General features: G+C 72.9%; 21 protein-coding genes, 1 pseudogene and 1 riboswitch. Of the genes and pseudogenes, 7 read left to right on the top strand and 15 right to left on the bottom strand.

Annotation, left to right across the window (positions count from 1 at the left end):
- Nucleotides 1-57: 57 nt before the first annotated feature.
- From ACJ5H2_RS21160 to ACJ5H2_RS21145, 4 genes are read right to left on the bottom strand one after another with little or no spacing between them, the layout of a single operon-like run.
- On the bottom strand, nucleotides 58-2,295 hold the full coding sequence (locus ACJ5H2_RS21160; RefSeq protein ID WP_408899662.1) for a heavy metal translocating P-type ATPase: 2,238 nt from the start codon (nucleotides 2,293-2,295) through the stop codon (nucleotides 58-60).
- A 43-nt stretch (nucleotides 2,296-2,338) separates the two neighbouring features.
- A complete protein-coding gene (locus tag ACJ5H2_RS21155; protein WP_408897412.1) occupies nucleotides 2,339-3,289 on the bottom strand; it encodes a hypothetical protein in 951 nt (316 codons plus the stop codon).
- On the bottom strand, nucleotides 3,286-3,504 hold the full coding sequence (locus ACJ5H2_RS21150; protein ID WP_408897411.1) for a heavy-metal-associated domain-containing protein: 219 nt from the start codon (nucleotides 3,502-3,504) through the stop codon (nucleotides 3,286-3,288). The genes ACJ5H2_RS21155 and ACJ5H2_RS21150 overlap by 4 nt, the downstream gene beginning before the upstream one ends.
- Before the next feature lie 39 nt (nucleotides 3,505-3,543).
- Nucleotides 3,544-3,861 (bottom strand): metal-sensitive transcriptional regulator, encoded by a 318-nt coding sequence (locus tag ACJ5H2_RS21145; RefSeq protein ID WP_408897410.1) that lies wholly within the window; start codon nucleotides 3,859-3,861, stop codon nucleotides 3,544-3,546.
- A 133-nt stretch (nucleotides 3,862-3,994) separates the two neighbouring features.
- On the opposite strand from ACJ5H2_RS21145, the gene ACJ5H2_RS21140 reads away from it, so the two are divergent.
- A complete protein-coding gene (locus ACJ5H2_RS21140; protein WP_408897409.1) occupies nucleotides 3,995-5,407 on the top strand; it encodes an MFS transporter in 1,413 nt (470 codons plus the stop codon).
- 142 nt (nucleotides 5,408-5,549) lie between these two features.
- Here the strand turns inward: ACJ5H2_RS21140 and chrA are convergent, their stop codons facing one another.
- The 5 genes from chrA to ACJ5H2_RS21115 all read right to left on the bottom strand — a co-directional run bounded on the left by chrA (nucleotide 5,550) and on the right by ACJ5H2_RS21115 (nucleotide 10,862).
- Nucleotides 5,550-6,932: a chromate efflux transporter gene (chrA, locus tag ACJ5H2_RS21135; RefSeq protein ID WP_408897408.1), complete on the bottom strand. Its 1,383-nt coding sequence runs from the start codon at nucleotides 6,930-6,932 to the stop codon at nucleotides 5,550-5,552.
- Nucleotides 6,933-6,966: 34 nt separating this feature from the next.
- On the bottom strand, nucleotides 6,967-7,965 hold the full coding sequence (locus tag ACJ5H2_RS21130) for an ABC transporter substrate-binding protein (RefSeq protein WP_408897407.1): 999 nt from the start codon (nucleotides 7,963-7,965) through the stop codon (nucleotides 6,967-6,969).
- A complete protein-coding gene (locus ACJ5H2_RS21125) occupies nucleotides 7,962-8,780 on the bottom strand; it encodes an ABC transporter ATP-binding protein (protein WP_408897406.1) in 819 nt (272 codons plus the stop codon). The genes ACJ5H2_RS21130 and ACJ5H2_RS21125 overlap by 4 nt, the downstream gene beginning before the upstream one ends.
- Complete coding sequence (locus tag ACJ5H2_RS21120) at nucleotides 8,777-9,844, bottom strand: FecCD family ABC transporter permease (protein ID WP_408897405.1); 1,068 nt, start codon at nucleotides 9,842-9,844, stop codon at nucleotides 8,777-8,779. Before ACJ5H2_RS21120 ends, ACJ5H2_RS21125 begins: the two co-directional genes overlap by 4 nt.
- A 39-nt stretch (nucleotides 9,845-9,883) precedes the next feature.
- A riboswitch (cobalamin riboswitch) is annotated at nucleotides 9,884-10,068 on the bottom strand.
- A 44-nt stretch (nucleotides 10,069-10,112) separates the two neighbouring features.
- Entirely contained in the window at nucleotides 10,113-10,862 is a 750-nt protein-coding gene (locus tag ACJ5H2_RS21115) for an IclR family transcriptional regulator (RefSeq protein WP_408897404.1), read from the bottom strand.
- A 102-nt stretch (nucleotides 10,863-10,964) separates the two neighbouring features.
- On the opposite strand from ACJ5H2_RS21115, the pseudogene ACJ5H2_RS21110 reads away from it, so the two are divergent.
- The 3 genes and pseudogenes from ACJ5H2_RS21110 to ACJ5H2_RS21100 all read left to right on the top strand — a co-directional run bounded on the left by ACJ5H2_RS21110 (nucleotide 10,965) and on the right by ACJ5H2_RS21100 (nucleotide 12,643).
- A pseudogene (locus ACJ5H2_RS21110) lies at nucleotides 10,965-11,683 on the top strand (CoA transferase subunit A).
- Between the two features lies 1 nt (nucleotide 11,684).
- On the top strand, nucleotides 11,685-12,326 hold the full coding sequence (locus ACJ5H2_RS21105) for a CoA transferase subunit B (protein WP_408897403.1): 642 nt from the start codon (nucleotides 11,685-11,687) through the stop codon (nucleotides 12,324-12,326).
- A 92-nt stretch (nucleotides 12,327-12,418) separates the two neighbouring features.
- Complete coding sequence (locus ACJ5H2_RS21100; RefSeq protein ID WP_408897402.1) at nucleotides 12,419-12,643, top strand: DUF2188 domain-containing protein; 225 nt, start codon at nucleotides 12,419-12,421, stop codon at nucleotides 12,641-12,643.
- Nucleotides 12,644-12,664: 21 nt separating this feature from the next.
- Here the strand turns inward: ACJ5H2_RS21100 and ACJ5H2_RS21095 are convergent, their stop codons facing one another.
- The 4 genes from ACJ5H2_RS21095 to ACJ5H2_RS21080 form a co-directional block, all read right to left on the bottom strand.
- Nucleotides 12,665-13,558 (bottom strand): RNA polymerase sigma-70 factor, encoded by an 894-nt coding sequence (locus ACJ5H2_RS21095; protein ID WP_408897401.1) that lies wholly within the window; start codon nucleotides 13,556-13,558, stop codon nucleotides 12,665-12,667.
- Nucleotides 13,555-14,154: a carboxymuconolactone decarboxylase family protein gene (locus ACJ5H2_RS21090; RefSeq protein ID WP_408897400.1), complete on the bottom strand. Its 600-nt coding sequence runs from the start codon at nucleotides 14,152-14,154 to the stop codon at nucleotides 13,555-13,557. The genes ACJ5H2_RS21095 and ACJ5H2_RS21090 overlap by 4 nt, the downstream gene beginning before the upstream one ends.
- Before the next feature lie 73 nt (nucleotides 14,155-14,227).
- Nucleotides 14,228-14,848 carry a DUF305 domain-containing protein gene (locus tag ACJ5H2_RS21085; protein WP_408897399.1) on the bottom strand — a complete coding sequence of 207 codons (621 nt, stop codon included), beginning with the start codon at nucleotides 14,846-14,848 and terminating at the stop codon, nucleotides 14,228-14,230.
- The gene (locus ACJ5H2_RS21080; protein ID WP_408897398.1) at nucleotides 14,838-15,629 is read right to left on the bottom strand and encodes a hypothetical protein; all 792 of its coding nucleotides are present in this window, start codon (nucleotides 15,627-15,629) and stop codon (nucleotides 14,838-14,840) included. The genes ACJ5H2_RS21085 and ACJ5H2_RS21080 overlap by 11 nt, the downstream gene beginning before the upstream one ends.
- Nucleotides 15,630-15,689: 60 nt before the next feature.
- On the opposite strand from ACJ5H2_RS21080, the gene ACJ5H2_RS21075 reads away from it, so the two are divergent.
- Both ACJ5H2_RS21075 and ACJ5H2_RS21070 read left to right on the top strand, forming a co-directional pair.
- Complete coding sequence (locus ACJ5H2_RS21075; RefSeq protein ID WP_408897397.1) at nucleotides 15,690-16,031, top strand: ArsR/SmtB family transcription factor; 342 nt, start codon at nucleotides 15,690-15,692, stop codon at nucleotides 16,029-16,031.
- A 1-nt stretch (nucleotide 16,032) separates the two neighbouring features.
- Complete coding sequence (locus ACJ5H2_RS21070) at nucleotides 16,033-16,962, top strand: cation diffusion facilitator family transporter (RefSeq protein ID WP_408897396.1); 930 nt, start codon at nucleotides 16,033-16,035, stop codon at nucleotides 16,960-16,962.
- Between the two features lie 61 nt (nucleotides 16,963-17,023).
- Here ACJ5H2_RS21070 and leuE read toward each other — a convergent pair whose 3' ends face one another.
- Entirely contained in the window at nucleotides 17,024-17,680 is a 657-nt protein-coding gene (leuE, locus tag ACJ5H2_RS21065; RefSeq protein ID WP_408897395.1) for a leucine efflux protein LeuE, read from the bottom strand.
- Between the two features lie 59 nt (nucleotides 17,681-17,739).
- On the opposite strand from leuE, the gene ACJ5H2_RS21060 reads away from it, so the two are divergent.
- The gene (locus tag ACJ5H2_RS21060; RefSeq protein ID WP_408897394.1) at nucleotides 17,740-18,345 is read left to right on the top strand and encodes a dihydrofolate reductase family protein; all 606 of its coding nucleotides are present in this window, start codon (nucleotides 17,740-17,742) and stop codon (nucleotides 18,343-18,345) included.
- 23 nt (nucleotides 18,346-18,368) lie between these two features.
- Here the strand turns inward: ACJ5H2_RS21060 and ACJ5H2_RS21055 are convergent, their stop codons facing one another.
- The gene (locus ACJ5H2_RS21055; protein WP_408897393.1) at nucleotides 18,369-19,001 is read right to left on the bottom strand and encodes a hypothetical protein; all 633 of its coding nucleotides are present in this window, start codon (nucleotides 18,999-19,001) and stop codon (nucleotides 18,369-18,371) included.
- Between the last annotated feature and the right edge of the window lie 18 nt (nucleotides 19,002-19,019).

Raw genomic sequence — 19,019 nt, 5'->3', positions numbered from 1 at the left:
GACCCTAGGACGCAGGAGGGTGCCCGATGGGGACAGCGGAGCCCGAGGAGATCTCGGCTAGCCGGCGGACGCCGCCGGGGCGCTCGGGGCGAAGCCTCGCAGGCGCAGGCTGTTCGAGACGACGAACACCGACGACAACGCCATGGCCGCCCCGGCCAGCATCGGGTTGAGCAGGCCGGCGGCGGCCAGCGGCAGGGCGGCGACGTTGTAGGCGAACGCCCAGAACAGGTTGCCCTTGATGGTGGCGAGGGTGCGGCGGGAGAGGCGGATGGCGTCCACCGCGACCTGGAGGTCGCCCCGCACCAGGGTGAGGTCGCTGGCCTCGATCGCCACGTCGGTGCCGGTGCCCATCGCCAGGCCCAGGTCGGCCTGGGCGAGCGCCGCGGCGTCGTTGACACCGTCGCCGACCATCGCCACGACCTTGCCCTCGCCCTGCAGCCGCTTGACGACGTCGACCTTGTCGGCCGGCAGGACGTCGGCGATGACGTCCTCCTCGGCGATGCCGACCTCCGCGGCGACGGTCCGTGCCACCACCGCGTTGTCGCCGGTCAAGAGCACCGGACGCAGGCCGAGCTCGCGGAGCCGGCCGATGGCGGTGGCCGAGGTCGGCTTCACCGCGTCCGCCACGACGACCACGCCACGGGCCTGGCCGTCCCAGCCGACCGCGACCGCCGTACCGCCGGTGCGCTGGGCCTCCTCGAGCGCCGACGCCAGCGCGGGCGAGAGGCGTTGCGACCACTCCTCCAGCAGGCGCGGCCGGCCGACGAGGACGGCGTGGCTCGCGTCCCCGTCCAGCAGCACGCCCTGGACGCCCAGGCCCTCGACGTTCGCGAAGTCCTCGACCGTCGGCAGGGTGCCGTGCTGGTCGCGCGCCGCGTCCGCGATGGCGCGGGCGATCGGGTGCTCGGAGGAGTCCTCGAGCGCCCCGGCATAGCGGAGGACCTCGCCGGCGTCCTCGCCGTCGGCCGCGATGACGTCGCGCAGCGTCATCCGCCCGGTGGTGACGGTGCCGGTCTTGTCGAGGACGACGGTGTCGACGGCCTTCGTCGACTCCAGCACCTCGGGCCCCTTGATCAGGATGCCGAGCTGGGCGCCGCGGCCGGTGCCGACCATGAGGGCCGTCGGGGTGGCCAGGCCGAGGGCGCACGGGCAGGCGATGATGAGGACGGCGACCGCGGCCGTGAACGCCGCCGCGAGGCCGTTCCCGGTGCCGAGCCAGAAGCCGAGGGTGCCCGCGGCGAGCAGGATCACGATGGGCACGAAGATGCCGGAGATCCGGTCCGCCAGGCGCTGCACCTGGGCCTTGCCGTTCTGGGCGTCCTCGACCAGCCGGGCCATCTGCGCCAGCTGGGTGTCGGCGCCCACGCGGGTCGCGCGGACCACCAGGCGGCCGCCCGCGTTGACCGTGGCGCCCACGACCGCGTCACCCTCGCCGACCTCGACCGGCACGGACTCGCCGGTCAGCATCGATGCGTCGACCGCGGAGCTGCCGCGCTCGACCACGCCGTCGGTGGCGATCTTCTCACCGGGGCGGACGACGAACAGGTCGCCGACCTGCAGCTCGCCCACGGGGATCCTCGTCTCGGTGACGCCGTCGGGTCCGAGGACCGCGACCTCCTTGGCGCCGAGCTCGAGGAGCGCCCGCAGCGCTGCTCCGGCCCGGCGCTTGGAGCGCTGCTCGAAGTAGCGACCGGCCAGGATGAACGTCGTGACGCCGGCGGCGGCCTCGAGGTAGATGTTGCCGCTGCCGTCGCTGCGCTCGATGGTGAGCTCGAAGGGATGGGTCATGCCGGTCACCCCGGCCGTCCCCCAGAACAGCGCGTACAGCGACCACCCCAGTGCGGCGAGCGTGCCGAGCGAGATGAGCGTGTCCATCGTGGACGTGCCGTGGCGCAGGTTGGTCCAGGCCGCCTTGTGGAAGGGCCACGCGCCCCACACCACGACCGGGGCGGCGAGGGTCAGCGAGAGCCACTGCCAGTTGTCGAACTGCAGCGCCGGCACCATGGCCATCGCGATCACCGGAACCGAGAGCACGGTGGAGACCAGGAGCCGCTGCCGGAGGGGGCGGATCGGGTCGTCCGCGGGCTGCGCCTCCCCGGTGACACTCTCGGCCGGCGGCCTCGGCAGGGAGGCGCCGTACCCGGCTGCCTCCACGGCCGCGACCAGGTCGTCGGTGGAGACGCCCTCGGCGTAGGTCACCTTCGCCTTCTCCGTCGCGTAGTTCACCGTCGCGCTGACCCCGTCGAGCTTGTTGAGCTTGCGCTCGATCCGGTTCGCGCAGGAGGCGCAGGTCATCCCGGTGAGGGCGAGCTCGACCTGCTGGCCGGGTGTCGTGGGCTCAGTGTGCGTGGCCACCGCTCTCTCCCTCCTGCTGGCCGTGCTTCTCCTCGGACTCCTCCGCCGGGGCGGCGTTGCCGCCCGCGGTGACGGTGAACGCCGCGGTGCGAACGACGCCGTCGTGCTGGAAGTCGAGGTAGAGGTGGTAGGTGCCGTTGCTGGGTACGGCGGTGTGGAAGACGACGTCCGGGCCGGGCTCGGTCGCGCCGTCGCCCGGCTCGCCGTCCGGGTGGACGTGGAGGTAGGCGAGGTCGCCGGCGCGCAGCGCGACCAGGTGGCCGTAGGCGCCCAGATAGGGCTGCAGGTCGGTCACCGGCCGCCCGTCCTTGCTGACGCTCAGCGTGAGCCGGGCGTCCGCGCCGGCGGTGAGGTCGCCCTCGAGGGTGACCTGGTAGCCGTCGACCAGGGCGGTGCGGGTCTCCTCCAGCGGAGCCGCCGCCTCGAACGCGCCGTCGACCGCGAGGTCGGCGCCGAGGGTGAGGGCCTCGCCGCCGGCGGCCTTGAAGTCCGCGAACAGCCGCCACGTCCCGGGCGTCAGGTCCAGGTCGGTCGACCAGGTCCCGTCGTCGAGCGTGGGGTGGACGTGCTGGAATCCGGTGAAGTCCCGTCGTACGGCGATCAGGTGGAGCTGCTTCTCGTGCTGGACCTCGTACGACGTGACGGGGACGCCGTCGGGCCCGGTGATGGTGAAGCTCACCGGGACGTCCGCGCCGGCCGCGGCGCGGTCGGCGTCGAGCGTCAGGGTGTAGCCGTCCTGCGCAACCATGAGTCCTCCTGGGATCTCGGTCCTCCCGGTCGCGGGCGTCAGCGGCGTACGGTCGGCGTGCGCGCCGTGTCCGTCCTCCGCCGGCTCGTCGGCGACCGGGCCGACGACCCGGCCGCCGACGAGCGCGAGCCCGAAGACGGCCGCGGCCGCCGCGGCGAAACCGGCCAGCCGGGCCGGGGTGTTCATGCGAGCTGGTAGCCGGCCTCCTCGACGGCCGCCCTCACTGCGGACTCGTCGAGGGGGGCGGCGCTGGTGACCGTGACCGCCCCGGTGGGGAGGTCGACCGCGACGTCCTCGACGCCCGCGATCTCCTGCACCTCCTCGGTGACGGAGGCGACGCAGTGGCCGCAGGTCATCCCGGTCACGGTGAAGGTCTGGCTGAACTTGTCGGTGGTGCTCATCGGAGCTTCCTCTCTGGATGGGTGACGTGATCGGGGCGGTCAGGAACGGACCAGGCGGGCGATGGCGTCGGAGGCCTCCTTGAGCTTGATTGCGGCCTCCTCGCCCCCTTCCTGCGCGGCGTTCACGACGCAGTGCGCCATGTGCTCGTCGAGCAGGCCCAGGGCCACGGACTGGAGCGCCTTCGTCATCGCGGAGACCTGGGTGAGGATGTCGATGCAGTACTGCTCCTCCTCGACCATGCGCTGCAGCCCCCGCGCCTGGCCCTCGATGCGGCGCAGCCGCTTGAGGTAGTCGTCCTTGGTGCGGTTGGCGATGTAGCTGTGCTGGTGCCCGTCGCCGGATCCGGTGTGTGCCATGCCCTGTGTCCTTCGTGTGCTGGGGATCGACCTGCATGGACAGGATACCCCCCTGCGGTATTTCGTGGTACCGTCCCGATCTCGTAAGTACGGTACCCCCCTAGGGTACCCACCTGTCAAGAAGGAGATCACGATGTCAGTCCTCACCTCACCGGCGACCGAACGCGGGAGCCGTCGTTGGCTCGGGCTCGCGGTCATCGCCGCCGCTCAGTTCATGGTCATCATGGACACCTCGATCATCGGCGTCGCCCTGCCGGAGATGCAGCGCGAGCTCGGCTTCACGCCGGAGAACCTGTCCTGGGTGTTCAACGCCTACGTCGTCGCGTTCGGCGGCCTGTTGCTCCTCGGCGGCAAGGTCTCCGACGTCCTCGGCGCCCGTGCCGTCTTCTCGGCCGGCTGGGTGGTCCTCGCGGCCGGCTCGCTGGTCGCCGCGGTGGCCGGCAACGTCGAGGTGGAGCTCGCCGGCCGCGCCATCCAGGGCGCGGGTGCCGCGCTCATCGCACCGTCCGCGCTGACCCTGCTGATGATGCTGTTCGGCGGCAACCCGCGCGAGCTGACGAAGGCCCTGGCCCTGTACGGCGCTGCCGCACCCGCCGGCGGCACGGCCGGGGTCTTCCTCGGCGGTGTGATCACCGAGTACCTCAGCTGGCCGTGGGTGTTCGCGATCAACATCCCGATCGCCCTGTTGATCCTCGCTCTGGTCCCCGCCTCGATGCCCGGTGGTCGCCCCGCCGGTGCGGGGCGCGTCGACGTCGTCGGCGCGGTCACCGTCACCGCCGGCCTCGCGGCTCTGGTGTACGCCGTGGTCCAGGCGCCCGAGGTCGGCTGGGACGCTCCGCGCACGTGGTGGGTGCTCGGTGCCGGCGTGGCGCTGATCGTTGCGTTCGTCGCCCTGCAGGCTCGTGGCCGCGACCCGCTGGTCCGCCTCGGCATCTTCCGGGCGCCCGACCTCGCGGCCGCCAACCTCGGTCAGCTGCTGCTGGGCGCCGCGTGGATCCCGATGTGGTTCTTCCTGAACCTCTACCTCCAGCAGGTCCTCGGCTTCACGGCCTTCCCCAGCGGCGCCGCCCTGTTGCCCATGACGCTGCTGATCATGGTCGGCATGGTGGTCCTCGCGCCGAAGGTGCTGGGCGCGCTGGGTGTCCGCACCACGACGGTGACCGGCCTGGTCCTGCTGGCCGCCGGCATGGCCTGGCTGGCGATGATCGACCCGGACGGCAGCTACGCGGTCGACGTACTGCCCGCCTCGCTCGTCGCCGCGCTCGGCATGTCCCTCGCCTTCATCCCCACGCTGGGCACCGCGATCTCCGCGGCGCCACCGGAGGAGGGCGGCCTCGCGTCGGGGATCGTCAACACCAGCTACCAGATCGGCTCGGCCCTCGGACTGGCGGTGATGACCGCCGTCGCCGCCGCTGCCGGGGCCGACCGGCTCGGCGACCCCGTGGCCCTGACCGACGGCTACTCCGCGGCCTTCGTGGGTGCCGCGGTGGTGGCGGCCGTCGGCGCCGTGACCACGGGAGCACTGCTCCGGGGCAACCGGTCGTGACCGTCCGCTCTCTTCTCGGGGTCGTCGCCGCGTGCGCGTTGCGCTGCGTGGCGGCGGCCCTGGTGGGATTCGTCACCGGGCCCACGACGGGTGAGCCGGGACCGCGGGCGGCCGGGTCGTGCGGGTGACGGGCGGGCGGGGCTCAGCCGACCAGCCCGGCGAGGAAGATCCCGACTCCGATCAGCGCGCAGAGACCGAGGGTCCGCAGCGGGCTCCAGCCACGGCGGAACATGACGAGGACCGCGACGGCGGTGACCGCGAAGGCGACCGGGTCCCACGAGCCGAGGACCGGTACGTCGAGGTGGACCGGTCCCGCGTCGGCGTCGCGGGTGCGGTCGAAGAGGTTGTGCAGCGCGAAGAACACCGCGAGGTTCGCGATCACCCCGACGACCGCAGCCGTGATGCCGGTCAGCGCGGCGGTCAGGCCGCGGTTGCTGCGCAGCCGCTCCACGTACGGCGCGCCCAGCAGCACGAACAGGAAGCACGGCACGAAGGTCACCCAGGTCACCAGGAGCGAGGCGACCACGGCGGCGATCCACGGGTCGAGGGAGCCCGGGTTGCGGTAGGCGCCGACGAAGGCGACGAACTGGACGACCATGATCAGCGGGCCCGGGGTGGTCTCCGCGAGCGCGAGCCCGCGGACCATCTCGCCGGGGGCCAGCCAGTGGTAGACGCCGACCGCCTGCTGCGCGACATAGGCCAGGACGGCGTACGCGCCACCGAAGGTGACGACCGCCGCCCCCGAGAAGAACAGGCCCTGGTCGACGAAGACCGGGGTGTCGGTGGTGCCGGCGAGGAGCGCGAACGCCGCGACCGGCGTGAGCCACAGCAGGACCCCGAGCAGCAGGACGCTCCCGGAGCGGCGCACGCTCGGCAGCTCGTGATGCAGTGCCTCGTCGCTGATCAGCGGCTCGGGTCCGTCGGCGGCACCATGGGCGGGCTGCTCACGCAGGGCCGGGATGCGCAGGCTGAGCAGCCAGCCGATGAGTCCCGCGGCGAAGACGACGGCCGGGAAGGGCACCGCGAAGAAGGTCAGGGCGACGAACGACGCCACGGCGAGGGCGACCAGCGCCGGGTGGTGCAGGGAGCGCCTGCCGACGCGATGGACCGCCTGGACGACGATCGCGATCACGGCCGGCGCGACACCCGCGAAGAGCGCCGTGACGAAGTCCGTCTCCCCGAAGCCCACGTAGATGCCCGACAGAGCGAGCAGCGCGAGCATGCCGGGGAGCACGAAGAGCCCGCCCGCGATCAGGCCGCCGCGGATCCCGTTGAGCAGCCAGCCGGTGTAGATCGCGAGCTGCTGCGCCTCGGGTCCCGGCAGGAGCATGCAGAAGTTGAGGGCGTGGAGGAAGCGCCTCTGGCCGATCCAGCGCTTCTCGTCGACCAGCTTGTGCTGCATGACGGCGATCTGGCCGGCCGGCCCGCCGAAGGTCTGGAGCGAGATCTGGAACCACGCGCGGGTCGCCTCCCCGAGCGGGATGACGTCGCCTCCGGTGGGGTGGGGCGAGTGCGCTCCGGTCATGGCAGCAATCTCCCACAGCCGCCGCTCGTCGGGCTCACGAGGCCGGGACCAGCTCCCAGCCCTCGAGCGCCGCCCGGACCTGCTCCGCCGCGTCGATGTTCAGCGGGCCGCTCGTCCACATCGCGTACGGCAGGTTCAAGAAGCGCCCCTCCCGCACCGCGGGCAGGTCCCTCGTGGCCGGGTTGGCCTTCAGCACCGCGACCTTCTGCTCGAAGCTCTGGCCGGGGTAGTCGACGAACACGAACGCGTCCGGCCGGGAGGTCGCGAGCCTCTCCCAGGACACCTCGGTCCACGAGTCCGACGTGTCGGCCATGGCGTTGACCCCGCCAGCGGACTCGATGATCGCCTGCGGTGCTCCGAACGCCCCGGAGGTGAACACCGCCTTCTCGCCGCTGTCGAAGACGAAGACGACCGGTGGCTCGACCGGCTGCGGGGCACTCGCCAGAGCGGCGAGGCGCCGGTCGAGGTCGGCGACGACGCCCGCCGCGCGCTCCTCCTGGCCGGTGATCGCGCCGAGGTTCGTCAGGTCGTCCCGCAGCGCCGTCCAGGGCTCGACGATGCCGCGGGCGCTGGTGCCGTCCTGGCGGCAGGACTCGGTGAGGACGTACGCGGCGATGTCGCGCCCCGCGAGGCTGTCGGGGGTGAGGCGCTTCGTCTCGTCGTACCCGTAGCTCCAGCCCGCGACCATCACGTCCGGACGAGCGGCCACCACGGTCTCCAGGCTCGGGTAGTCGTCGGAGACCTGGTTCAGCCCGGCGACCGCCTCACCGTAGTGCTCGGTCAGCACCTCCTCGTCACGGCCGATGCCCGAGACCGCCGCGACCTGGTCCTCGGCGCCGATCGCCAGGATCATCGAGGCCAGGTTCGAGTCGTTGACGAAGATCCGCCGGGCCGGCGTCGGGAAGTCGACCGGCCGGCCGCAGTTGGTGATCGTGGTCGACGGACGCTCCTCCGCCTCGTCGGCGCCGGCCGAGCAGCCGGCCAGGAGGACGACGGCCGCGGTGGCGACGGCGCCGTACGAGCGCAGGTTCACGGATGGGTCTCGCTTTCGTCGTGACTGAACAGGAGGTGGGTTCGACCCGTCAGGGGATGGGTGACCCGGGTGGCCAGGACGCCGAACGCGTCGTGCAGCACGGTGGGGGTGAGGACCGCATCGGGCTCGCCGACGGCGACGAGCCGGCCTCGGTGGAGCACGGCGATCCGGTCGCAGAACGTGGCGGCGAGCTCGAGGTCGTGCAACGCGAGCACGACGGTGCGGCCCAGCCGGCGGACCAGCCGCATCAGGGCCAGGCGGTGGCCGATGTCGAGGTGGTTGGTCGGCTCGTCGAGGAGGAGCAGCGGGGCCTCCTGGGCCAGGCCACGGGCGAGCACCGCCCGCCGCCTCTCGCCGCCGGAGAGCCGGTCGAGGGGCTGGGCCGCGGCGTACTCGAGGTCGACGAGGCGCAGCGCATGCCGGACGGCTGCCCGGTCGTCCGGACCGAGCCGGCCCCGGGCACCCCGGTGCGGCAGCCGGCCGAGGGCGACCAGCTCGGCGACCAGCAGGTCGGAGGGCGCCGCCTCCTCCTGGGCGACGTACCCGATCCGGCGCGCCCGCTCCGGTGGCCGGAGCCGGGTGAGGGGCCGGTCGCCAACCCGGACCTCACCCGACGCCGGTGTCCGGACGCCGGCCAGGGTCCGCAGGAGCGTCGACTTGCCGGTGCCGTTGGCGCCGATCAGCCCGAGCACCTCGCCCGTGCGGACCTCGAGGTCGATCTCGCGCAGCACGACGCGGCGTCCGATGGCGCAGGTGACGCCGTCGGCGCTCAGGGCGGGCGCGGCGGTCCGGGCCGGGGACTCGAGGAGGCTCACGCGTCACCCCCGAACCGGTACCGGCGCCGGCCGAGCAGGACGAGGAACACCGGCGCTCCGATCAGGCCGGTGACCACGCTGAGCGGGATCTCGGTCGGCCGGACCGCGACCCGCGCCGCGACGTCGACCCACACCAGGAAGACGGCTCCGGCGAGCGCGGCGACGGGCAGCGCCACGCGGTGCCGCGGCCCGACGACCATCCGGGCGAGGTGGGGCACCACCAGGCCGACGAAGCCGATGCCGCCCGCCACGGCGACGAGGACCCCGACCAGCACCGCGAGCAGTGCGAACAGGCCGATCCGCAGCCCGGTGACGGGTACGCCGAGCGCCGCGGCGGTGTCCGGTCCCACCGCGAGCGCGTCCAGCCAGCCGCTGGCAGCCAGGAGCAGGACGAAGCTCACCAGGACCGCGGCGCACGGCAGCCACAGCTGCGCCCACGTCGCTCCCGAGACCGAGCCGAGCAGCCAGAACAGCACCGACTGGGCCGCCTGCGGCTCGGCGCTGCGGAAGACCAGGAAGCTGGCCATCGACGAGAACGCCGCCGACAGGACGGTGCCGGTCAGCACCAGGCGCAGGGGCGTGAGCCCGCCCTGCAGCAGGGCGATGCCGAAGACGAGGACGGAGGCGAGGAGGGCGCCGACGAGGGCGCCCAGCGACAGTGCCCACAGGCCGGTCCCGGCCAGCGCGCCGGTCGTGATCACCGCGGTGGCGCCCACGCTGGCCCCGGAGGAGACGCCCAGCAGGTAGGGGTCCGCCAGCGGGTTGCGCACCAGGGTCTGCACGCCGGTGCCGGCGAGGGCCAGCCCGGCGCCGACGGTGAGGGCGAGCAGGGTGCGGGGGAGTCGGATCTGCCACACGATCGCGTCGTACGCCGGGTCGACGGGCCCGCCGGAGAACCGGGCCGCGATCGTCTCCACGACGATGCGCGCCGGCAACGGCTCCGCGCCGAACCCGGTCGAGAGGACGGCCGTGGCCAGCACCGTGGGCACGAGGACGGCGACGAGCAGCCCGGCGGGAAGGCGGCGCGCGTCGGGCCGACGCTCCACCGCATCGAGGTTGTGCATCGAAGACCTGTCGGGGCCGGGAGCTCAAGTCGCGAAGCTCGTTGGACACGGTGAGCCAGCAGGTCTTCGGACTCGGGGTCAATCGAGCGAGGCGCCTTCCCAGGCCGAACTGCGGCCCAGTGGCTTTCGTGCCTCGCCCGTCGCCCTCACCGCTGCGCGACAGTTCCGGACTCTCACCGGATTCCCTCACCCCGGGGGGTGTGACTGGCTCGATGCGGAATCTACGCACCGCCGCTCGGGTCGACAAGCGCGGGGGGTGTCGGAAGGCTCACGCCAGCCGCGAGAGCCGGTGCGCCTCCTCGAGCAGGAGGCGGCCGAGGAGCGGCTGCCGGTCCGGCCGGAAGCGCTGCTCGACGCCGGTCAAGGTGAGCGCCCACTCGGGACGGCCCGACGCGTCGAAGACCGCGGCCGCCATGCCCCACGAGCCCTCGACGACGTGGCCGGGGTTGAGGGACCAGCCGGTACGCCGCGTCGCCGCGAGGCGCTCGCGGACCAGGGGCTCGGCGTGCGCAGGTCCCCAGTCGGCGACCAGGTCGGCGCGGGCGAAGTACGCGTCCACGTCGCGCTCGGTCAGGTGGGCCAGGATCGCGAGCCCGCCGGACACGACTGCGAGCGGGAAGCGAGCGCTCTCGTAGAGCACATAGGAGCGGATCGGGAAGTCGCCGTCCTCGCGCAGGAGCACGACCACCTCGTCGCCGCGGCGGACCGAGAAGAAGGCGCTCTCACCGGTCTCCCTCGCGAGCCGGTGGACGCTCGCGCGAGCCTCGTTGGTCAGGTCGTAGCGGGCGGCGGCGGCCACGCCGAGCACGTAGGTCTCGGGGCCCAGGAACCAGCGCCCGGTGGACGGGTCACGGTCGGCGAGGCCTTCGGCGGCGAGGGACTCCAACAGCCGGTGAGTGGTCGCCCGCGGCTGGCCGGTGGCCGCGGCGAGCGCGGTGGTCGTCGTGCCGGACTCGGCCGTGGAGAGCGCGCGCAGCAGTGCGGCGACCTTCTCGACCACTCCGGGGGCGCGCTCCACGTCGGCGATGCTACGCCCACTCAGTGGACGCTCCGGCGGACCGGCATCCACCGAGCGGCCACTTCCTTGACCGTCCGCCGACGGCGCGAGGGGATACCAGCCATGAGCAAGCGGGCGCAGGACGCCCGGGCCGCGGTGGCGGAACGGGTGCGGGACGGGATGACGATCGCGGTGGGTGGCTTCGGGCTGTGCGGCGTTCCGCGCGACCTGATCGAGGCGGTGCGCGACAGCGGTGTGCGCGACCTGACGATCGTCTCCAACAACATGGGCGTCGACGGCAAGGGCCTCGGCCTGCTGTTGGAGAACAGCCAGGTCAGCAAGGTGGTCGCGTCGTACGTCGGCGAGAACAGGCTGTTCGCGCAGCAGTACCTCGAGGGAGTGCTCGAGGTCGAGTTCTGCCCCCAGGGCACGCTCGCGGAGCGGCTGCGCGCGCCGGGGGATCCGGGATCGCCGGCTTCTACACGCGCACGGGTGTCGGCACCGAGGTCGCCGAGGGCAAGCCGCACGAGGTGTTCGACGGTGAGACCTTCGTCCTCGAGCGCGGCATCGTCGCCGACCTCGCGCTGGTCCACGCCCACACGGCGGACGCGGAGGGCAACCTGCGCTATCGCGCGACCGCCCGCAACTTCAACCCGCTGGCCGCGATGAGCGGCCGGGTCTGCATCGCCGAGGCCGAGCACCTGCTGGAGGGCTACCTCGACCCCGACGAGGTGGTCACGCCCGGCATCTTCGTCGACGTCACCGTGCAGGCGAGCGACCGGCCCAAGGACATCGAGCAGCGCGTCGTACGCGCGCGGACCCACGCCGAGATCGGAGCCTGACATGTCCTGGACCCGCGACGAGATGGCGGCGATCGCCGCCCGCGAGCTCAACGACGGCGACTACGTGAACCTCGGCATCGGCATCCCCACCCTGGTGGCCGACCACCTGCCGGCCGGCGTCAACGTGCTCCTGCAGAGCGAGAACGGCCTGCTCGGCATGGGCCCGTTCCCGTACGAGGGCGAGGAGGACGCCGACCTCGTCAATGCCGGCAAGCAGACGGTCACGACCGCGCCCGGTGCGTCCTTCTTCGACTCGGCCACCAGCTTCGCCATGATCCGCGGCGGCCACGTCGACATCGCGATCCTCGGCGCCCTGCAGGTCGCGAGCAACGGCGACCTGGCCAACTGGACGGTCCCCGGGAAGCTGGTCAAGGGCATGGGCGGGGCGATGGACCTGGTCGCGGGCACCCGCCGGGTGGTCGTCATCACCGACCACGTCGCGAAGGACGGCACCCCCAAGATCGTGGAGCGGTGCACCCTGCCGCTGACCGGCGCCGGCGTGGTCGACCGGATCGTCACCGACCTCGCGGTCCTCGACGTGACCGACGACGGCCTGGTCCTGGTCGAGGTCGCGCCCGGGATCGAGGTCGACAAGGTGCGTGAGCTCACCGGCGCGCCGATCCTCGAGGCGGCGCGCGGCTGACCCGCCGGTCCCTCGGCTGAGCCCCCGTCGGCCGGGTACCGCGCGGTGCGTACGGCCCGCGGGGGCCGCCAGCCGCAGAGAGGAGCGCAGGGATGCCGAAGGGCGACGTCGAGACCGTCTTCGTGGACGGCACGTGGACCAACCAGGTGGAGGGCGAGGGGCCGACCGGCCACCTCTTCCAGACCAAGGACCGGGCGGTCGAGGCCGGCCGCGAGCTCGCCCGCGAGCGCGCCAGCGAGCACATCATCAAGAACCAGGACGGCACCATCGGCGAGCGCAGCACCTACGGGGACGACCCCCGGGACATCCCCGGCTAGTTCCCGGCTCACCGCTGCCGGTCAGGGCCGCGGCACCCGGCTGAGCGCGATCTCCTCGTCGATCGAGGTCAGCTTGGCGGGGTTCCGCATCGCGAGGATCCGGGTGATCCGGCCGTCCTCGACGACCAGGCTCACCGCGGTGAGCTCGCCCTCGGCGTCGATGCGGGCACCGGGCGCGCCGTTGAGCCAGACCGGCTCGACGGTCGCCGTCGGAGCGTAGAGCGCGAAGTTCGCCAGCAGCCGGGCGACCGGCTCGGCGCCCGCGAGCGGCTTGCGGATCGCGTTCGCCACCCCGCCGCCGTCGGCGAGCAGCACCACGTCGGGAGCGAGGGCGTCGAGCAGGCCCTGGAGGTCGCCGGTCTGCACCGCCGCGAGGAAGCGCTCGACGACGGCCTGCTGCTCGGTGCGGTCGACGTCGACGCGCGGCCGCCGCGCCGCCACGTGGTTGCGGGCCCGCGTGGCGATCTGGCGCACGGCCGCCGACGTCTTGCCGACGGCGGCCGCGATCTCGTCGTACGGCGTGTCGAAGACCTCGCGTAGCACGAACACCGCGCGCTCCGTCGGTCCGAGGGTCTCCAGCACCGTCAGCATCGCCATCGACACGCTCTCGGCCAGCTCGACGTCCTCGGCGACGTCGGGCGCGGTGAGCAGCGGCTCCGGAAGCCACTCCCCGACATAGTCCTCGCGCCGGCGTGCCAGCGTCCGCAGCCGGTTGAGTGCCTGCCGGGTGACGATCCGGACCAGGTACGCACGCGGGTCCTGCACCGGCGCCGCCTCCGGCTGGGCGAGGCGGTCGGCCCACCGCAGCCAGGTCTCCTGGACGACGTCCTCGGCGTCGGCGGCCGAGCCGAGCATCTCGTAGGCGACGGTGAAGAGCAGGCTGCGGTGGGTGACGAACGGGTCCGCCTCGGTCATGCGCGCGAGCCTACGGCGGCCGACGGTCCGGGCTGCGCCAGCGGCCTCATCCCACAGGCCGACGCGAAGCCCTCCGACTCGATGCCGAGCGCGGTGTTGGACCGCGTGGTCAGGTTGGCGAACCCGATCACGCTGGTGAGCTCGAGGAGCCCGGCCGGACCGAGCGCGTCGAGCAGCGGAGCGACCATCTCGTCGGTGACCGTCGGTGGGGTCTGGCTCGCCGCCTCGGCGTACTCCATCACCTGACGCTCCAGCGGCGAGAAGACGTCGGAGTCGCGCCACCGCGGCACCTCCCGCGCCTTGTCCTCGTCCAGGCCCCTGTCGCGGGCCATGAAGTAGTTGAAGTCCAGGCACCACGAGCAGCCGACGAGCGAGGCGACGGCCATGTGCGCGTAGGTCTTGAGGGTCTCGTCGCAGGCGTCCCACTTCTGCAGCTTCTGGCCGTAGGCCATGCTGGCCTTGAGGGCGGGCAGGTGGTGCCACATCACGCCGAGCGACTCGGGCACCCGGCCGAACATCCGGCCGGCGAACTTCTTGACCATCGCGCCGTAGAGGCCGGTGATCGGCGCGGCGGGGATCCGAGCGGTGGTGGTCATGTCTCTCCTCCTTCGTGGGGATCTTCGACATGGAGACACCGGTGCCGCCGGGTCTGTGACAGGTCGTGCCGGTTCACTCCTCGAGGAGGTCCTCCATCGCGGCGATCTCGGCGGTCTGCGCCTGCACGATGTCGTCGGCCAGCGCGACGGCATCGGGGAACCGGCCGTTCTCCCGCTCCTCCTCGGCCATGGCGATCGCACCCTCGTGGTGCTCGATCATCATCGTCAGCCACAGTCTGGGGAAGGCCGCGTCGGAGGACGACTCCAGCTCCTCGATCCGGTCCGCGGACATCATCCCGGGCATGTCCGGCAGGTCGTCGGGCATCTCGCCGCCCTCGTGGCCGTGTCCTCCGTGGACGTGGTCGAGCGTGGTCGGCGGGATCTCCTGGTCCCAGTCGGTCAGCCAGGTCGTCATCGTCTCGACCTCGGGCACCTGCGTCGCCTGGACCTGCTCGACCAGGGCACGGACCTCCGGCGCCAGCGGCCGGTCCTGGGCGAGCAGCGCCATCTGCACCGCCTGCGCGTGATGGGGGATCATCGCTGTCGCGAACTCCACGTCGGCGGTGTTGAAGACGTCGCCGTTGCGAGCGGTCTGCACCGCGACCGGCCGCTCCGGTGACGGCTCGTCGCCGCAGGCCGCCAGGGTGGGAAGGAGCGCGACGAGCACGACCACGGCGCGGGGGTCAGGGCGCATAGCCCAGGCCGATCTCCGCCATCGCCCGCTCCAGCCGGTCGAGCGCGATGGGTCCGACGCCGTGCAGGGCGGCGAGGTCGGCGCGGCGCCAGCCGCTGACGGCCTCGAGGGTGTGGACGTCGACCTCCCGCAGCGCCCGTGTCGCGGGCGCGCCGATGGTGCGCGGGAGAGGGGTTCCGGTACGCCGGGGCGCGCGCTCGCGCGGGCCGTCCTCGTGGTCGAGCACCGCCTCGCCGCGCGGCGAGAGGCGGTAGCCGATCGCCAGCGACTCGGTCAGCCCGCGCTCCTTGAGCTTGCGCACGTCCTTCTTGAAGTCGGGCGTCTCGCGGCCGAGCTCCGCGGCCAGGTCGGGAGCGCGGACCTCGGGGTTGCGGTCGATGATCCGCAGGGTGGCGCGGGTCCACGGCCCGACCGGCGAGGCCGCATCGAGCCGATCGAGGCCCGCGAGGATCGTGACGATCTCGGCGGAGTCGGGAATCGCTGCCCGTAGCGCCTCGCGCGGGTCGGCGCCGGCGTATCTCAGGCCGACCCGGAAGACCGGCCGGTCCGCCCGGGCCGCGAGCGCCTCCTTGAGCGCGGCGAGCGAGGCGGCGCCGGCGCGGCGGGCGTCCTCGGCGCGCAGCGCGGACAGTGCGGTCTCCCGTACGTCCGTCACCTCGACGACCCCGACCGCGGTCCGCAGCCGGCTGCCGACCTTGACCCGGGGCCGGTCCCAGCGCCGGAAGGCGAGGTCGATCGTCCCCGCGCGCACGCCCTCGAGCTCGGCCGGTCGCATCATCACGACGCCGAGCATAGGCCGTTGACATCTGTCGCTCCACGGTGATTACATCGCCATATGGCGATGAATCGGAGCTCTCTTCTCTCCGCGGGTCCGACCGAGGTCGATGCCCTGGCGGACGTGGCCGGGCTGCTCCACGCACTCAGCGATCCGCACCGCCTCGCCATCCTCGAGCACCTCACCCTCGGGGAGCACCGCGTCGTCGACCTCACCGCCCACCTCGGTCTCGCCCAGTCGACGGTCTCGAAGCATCTCGCCTGCCTGCGCGACTGCGGACTGGTCGTGTCCCGGCCCAGCGGGCGCGCCTCACTGATCTCGCTGGCCCAGCCCGAGCTGACGCGCGAGCTCGTCCGCGCCGCCGAGCGGCTGCTCGCGGTCACCGGCGGCCCCTGCGGGAGGGACTGACGTGGGCGTCGGACACGGGCACGGACACGGGCAGGGCTCCGGGCAGGTCTCGGGGCACGCCGGCGGGCGGCACCGCTGGCGGCTGGCGCTGTCCTTCGCGCTGATCGCGGCGTTCTTCGTGGTGGAGCTGGTCGTCGGCCTCGTCAGCGGCTCGCTCGCGCTGATCTCGGACGCGGGCCACATGGCGGCCGACGTCGTCACCCTGGGCGCCGCGCTGGTCGCCACCAAGGTCGCCGTCCGGCCCGACAGCACCGGGCGCCGTACCTATGGGTCCTACCGGGCCGAGGTCTTCGCGTCCGGCCTGGCGGTGCTGATGATGCTGGGCGTGGCGGCGTACGTCGTCGTGGAGGCGCTGCGCCGGATGGGCGCGGATCCCGAGGTCGCGACCGGTCCCCTGCTGGCCGTCGGTCTCCTCGGCCTCGGCGTCAACCTCGTCGTGATGGCCCTGCTGCGTGGCGGCGCCCAGGAGTCCCTCAACGTGAAGGGCGCCTACCTGGAGGTCGTGGCCGACACCGCCGGCAGCGTGGGCGTGGTGGTCGCCGGGCTCCTGATCGTGGCGACCGGCGACGGCATCTGGGACACGGTCGTCGCCTTCCTGATCGGCGCGTTCGTCGCGGTCCGCGCGCTGTTCCTGGGCCGCGAGGTGCTCGCCGTGCTCGGCCAGCACGTCCCCGCGGGCGTCGACATCGACCACGTCGCGGGCGCCCTCGGCGGGATCGACGGGGTGTGCGACGTGCACGACCTGCACGCCTGGACGCTGACCTCCGGGATGAACGTCGCGACGGCCCATCTCGTGCTCACCGAGGGTGCGGACGGCGCCGGCGTCCTGCGCGCGGGCCAGGTGCTGCTCCGCGACCGGTTCCAGATCGAGCACGCCACCCTCCAGGTCGAGGGCCACCGCTCGGCCGCCTGCGACGCCGTCACCTGGTAGGCGGCGGCGTCCGTCCAGCCGTCCGTTCAGGCGTCCGTTCAGCCGTGCGTTCAGGTGTCGCTCAGGCGTGCGCCAGCGAGAGCTTGACCGCGAACCCGAGGAAGATGGCGCCCACCGCGGAGGTGCCCGCGGCCGAGAGTCCGCGCCGGCGACGGAAGGCCGCCGCGAGGCGGGTCCCTCCGAAGATGAGGCCGCTCAGATAGGCCACGCTGGCGATCTGGACGAGCGTGCCGAGCACGAGGAAGGACAGCGCCGGGTGGGCGTAGTCCGGGTCGACGAACTGTACGAAGAAGGCGACGAAGAACAAGATCGCCTTGGGGTTGAGCAGGCTGATGACCAGCGCTCTGCGGTACGGCCGCTCGTTCGGAACCGCGGGCGGAGCGCCCTCCTCGACCGCGCGCACCGCCTGGCGCCGCGAGCGCCACATCAGCAGCGCGCCGCGCAGCATCGTGAAGGCCAGGTAGCCGAGATAGCCGGCGCCGACGAACTTCACGACCGCGAACGCGACGTCGTTGGCCTTCAGCAGCGACGCCACCCCGGCGGCGGACAGGACCATGAGGACCGCGTCCCCCGTCCACACACCCGCCGCCGCGGCGTACCCGTCGCGTGCACCGCGCCGAGCAGCCACCGAGAGGACGTAGAGCGAGTTCGGGCCCGGCAGCAGGATGATCAGCACGAGGCCCACGACGTACGTCGACAGGTCGGTGATCCCCAGCACGGCCGAGATTCTCCCACGCGCGGCGATGAGTCGGCGCGTCCTTTCCGGTCACCATCGCCATGGGCATCGTCACCGCGGACATCAGCGTCACCCTCGACGGCTTCGGGGCGGCGGCCGACCAGTCGCTCGAGCACCCGTTCGGCTCGATCGACGAGGACCGTCTCCACCGCTGGATGTTCGACCATCGCGACGACAACGCCGCCGAGGCCGCGGCGATCGTCGACGCCGGCGCCTTCATCATGGGGCGCAACATGTTCACGCCGGGTCGCGGTGACTGGGACCTGTCCTGGCGCGGCTGGTGGGGCGAGGACCCGCCCTACCACGCGCCGGTGTTCGTGCTCACCCACCACGAGCGGGACCCGCTCCCGATGGAGGGTGGCACCACCTTCCACTTCGTGACCGACGGCCTGGCGTCCGCGGTGGCGCAGGCACGCGCCGCGGCGGGCGAGCGCAACGTCGCCGTCGCCGGCGGCGCCTCCACCATCAACGCCTGTCTCGCCACCGGCGTGCTCGACGAGCTGCGCCTGCACGTGGCGCCCTATGTCGCCGGGCTGGCGCAGGGCTCACGGATGTTCGACGGCGTGGGCGCGCTCGGCCTGGAGCCGGTCGCCGCGCGCCACACCCCCCACGTCACCCACCTGACCTACCGCCGGCCCGCCGACTGACGCCGCGGTCGGTGTCCGTGCGTTCAGGACCTCACGCAGCCCTGGGTGGTCACGAAGCAGCCCGTGTGATGCGGTCCCGCCGGGAAGGGGCTCACGCCGGACGTTCCCTGCCAGGTCTGCGCCGTCGTCCACGGGTGGTTCTGGAGGACCCACGGGGGCACGAAGTGCATCGTGGTCCACGAGCCGTCGACCTGGGTTCCGCTGGCGGCCTTCACCCAGCCGTGCAGGACGACGCCGCCCTGACCGTCGTACCACCACACCGCGCCCCCGGAGTCTCCTCCGCTGACGAGGCCCGCCGGGTTGGTGACCCGGCAGGTGGTGCTGGAGGCGAGGCAGTCGGCGCTGACGGTGCCACAGCGATAGGACCCTGCGGCCTGGGTCGCATCAGCGAACCCCGAGTGGCACACCTGCATCCCCAGCCGCAGGTCTCCGGGATGGCCCACCGTGCTCACCGGCGCGTCCTGCCAACCGTCGGAGACCCTGATCCTGGGTGCGATCGGGCGGGTCCCCGTGGCGATCAGCCCGATGTCGGGCCCGCCGGTCCCGTACGTGCTGTGGCTGACGTGGCCGAGCCCGCCCTGCCCGCTCGGCGCGGTCTCCTCCTTCCACGACCCCAACGGCTGGTCGACGTGTGCCACCCCCGGGACGTAGTACATGCCCTCATAGAGCCAGAG

Source organism: Nocardioides pymetrozini, assembly GCF_046058985.1.
GTDB lineage: Bacteria > Actinomycetota > Actinomycetes > Propionibacteriales > Nocardioidaceae > Nocardioides.
Note: the sequence above shows the minus strand (reverse complement) of the source record. Positions and strands in the feature narration are given on the sequence as shown.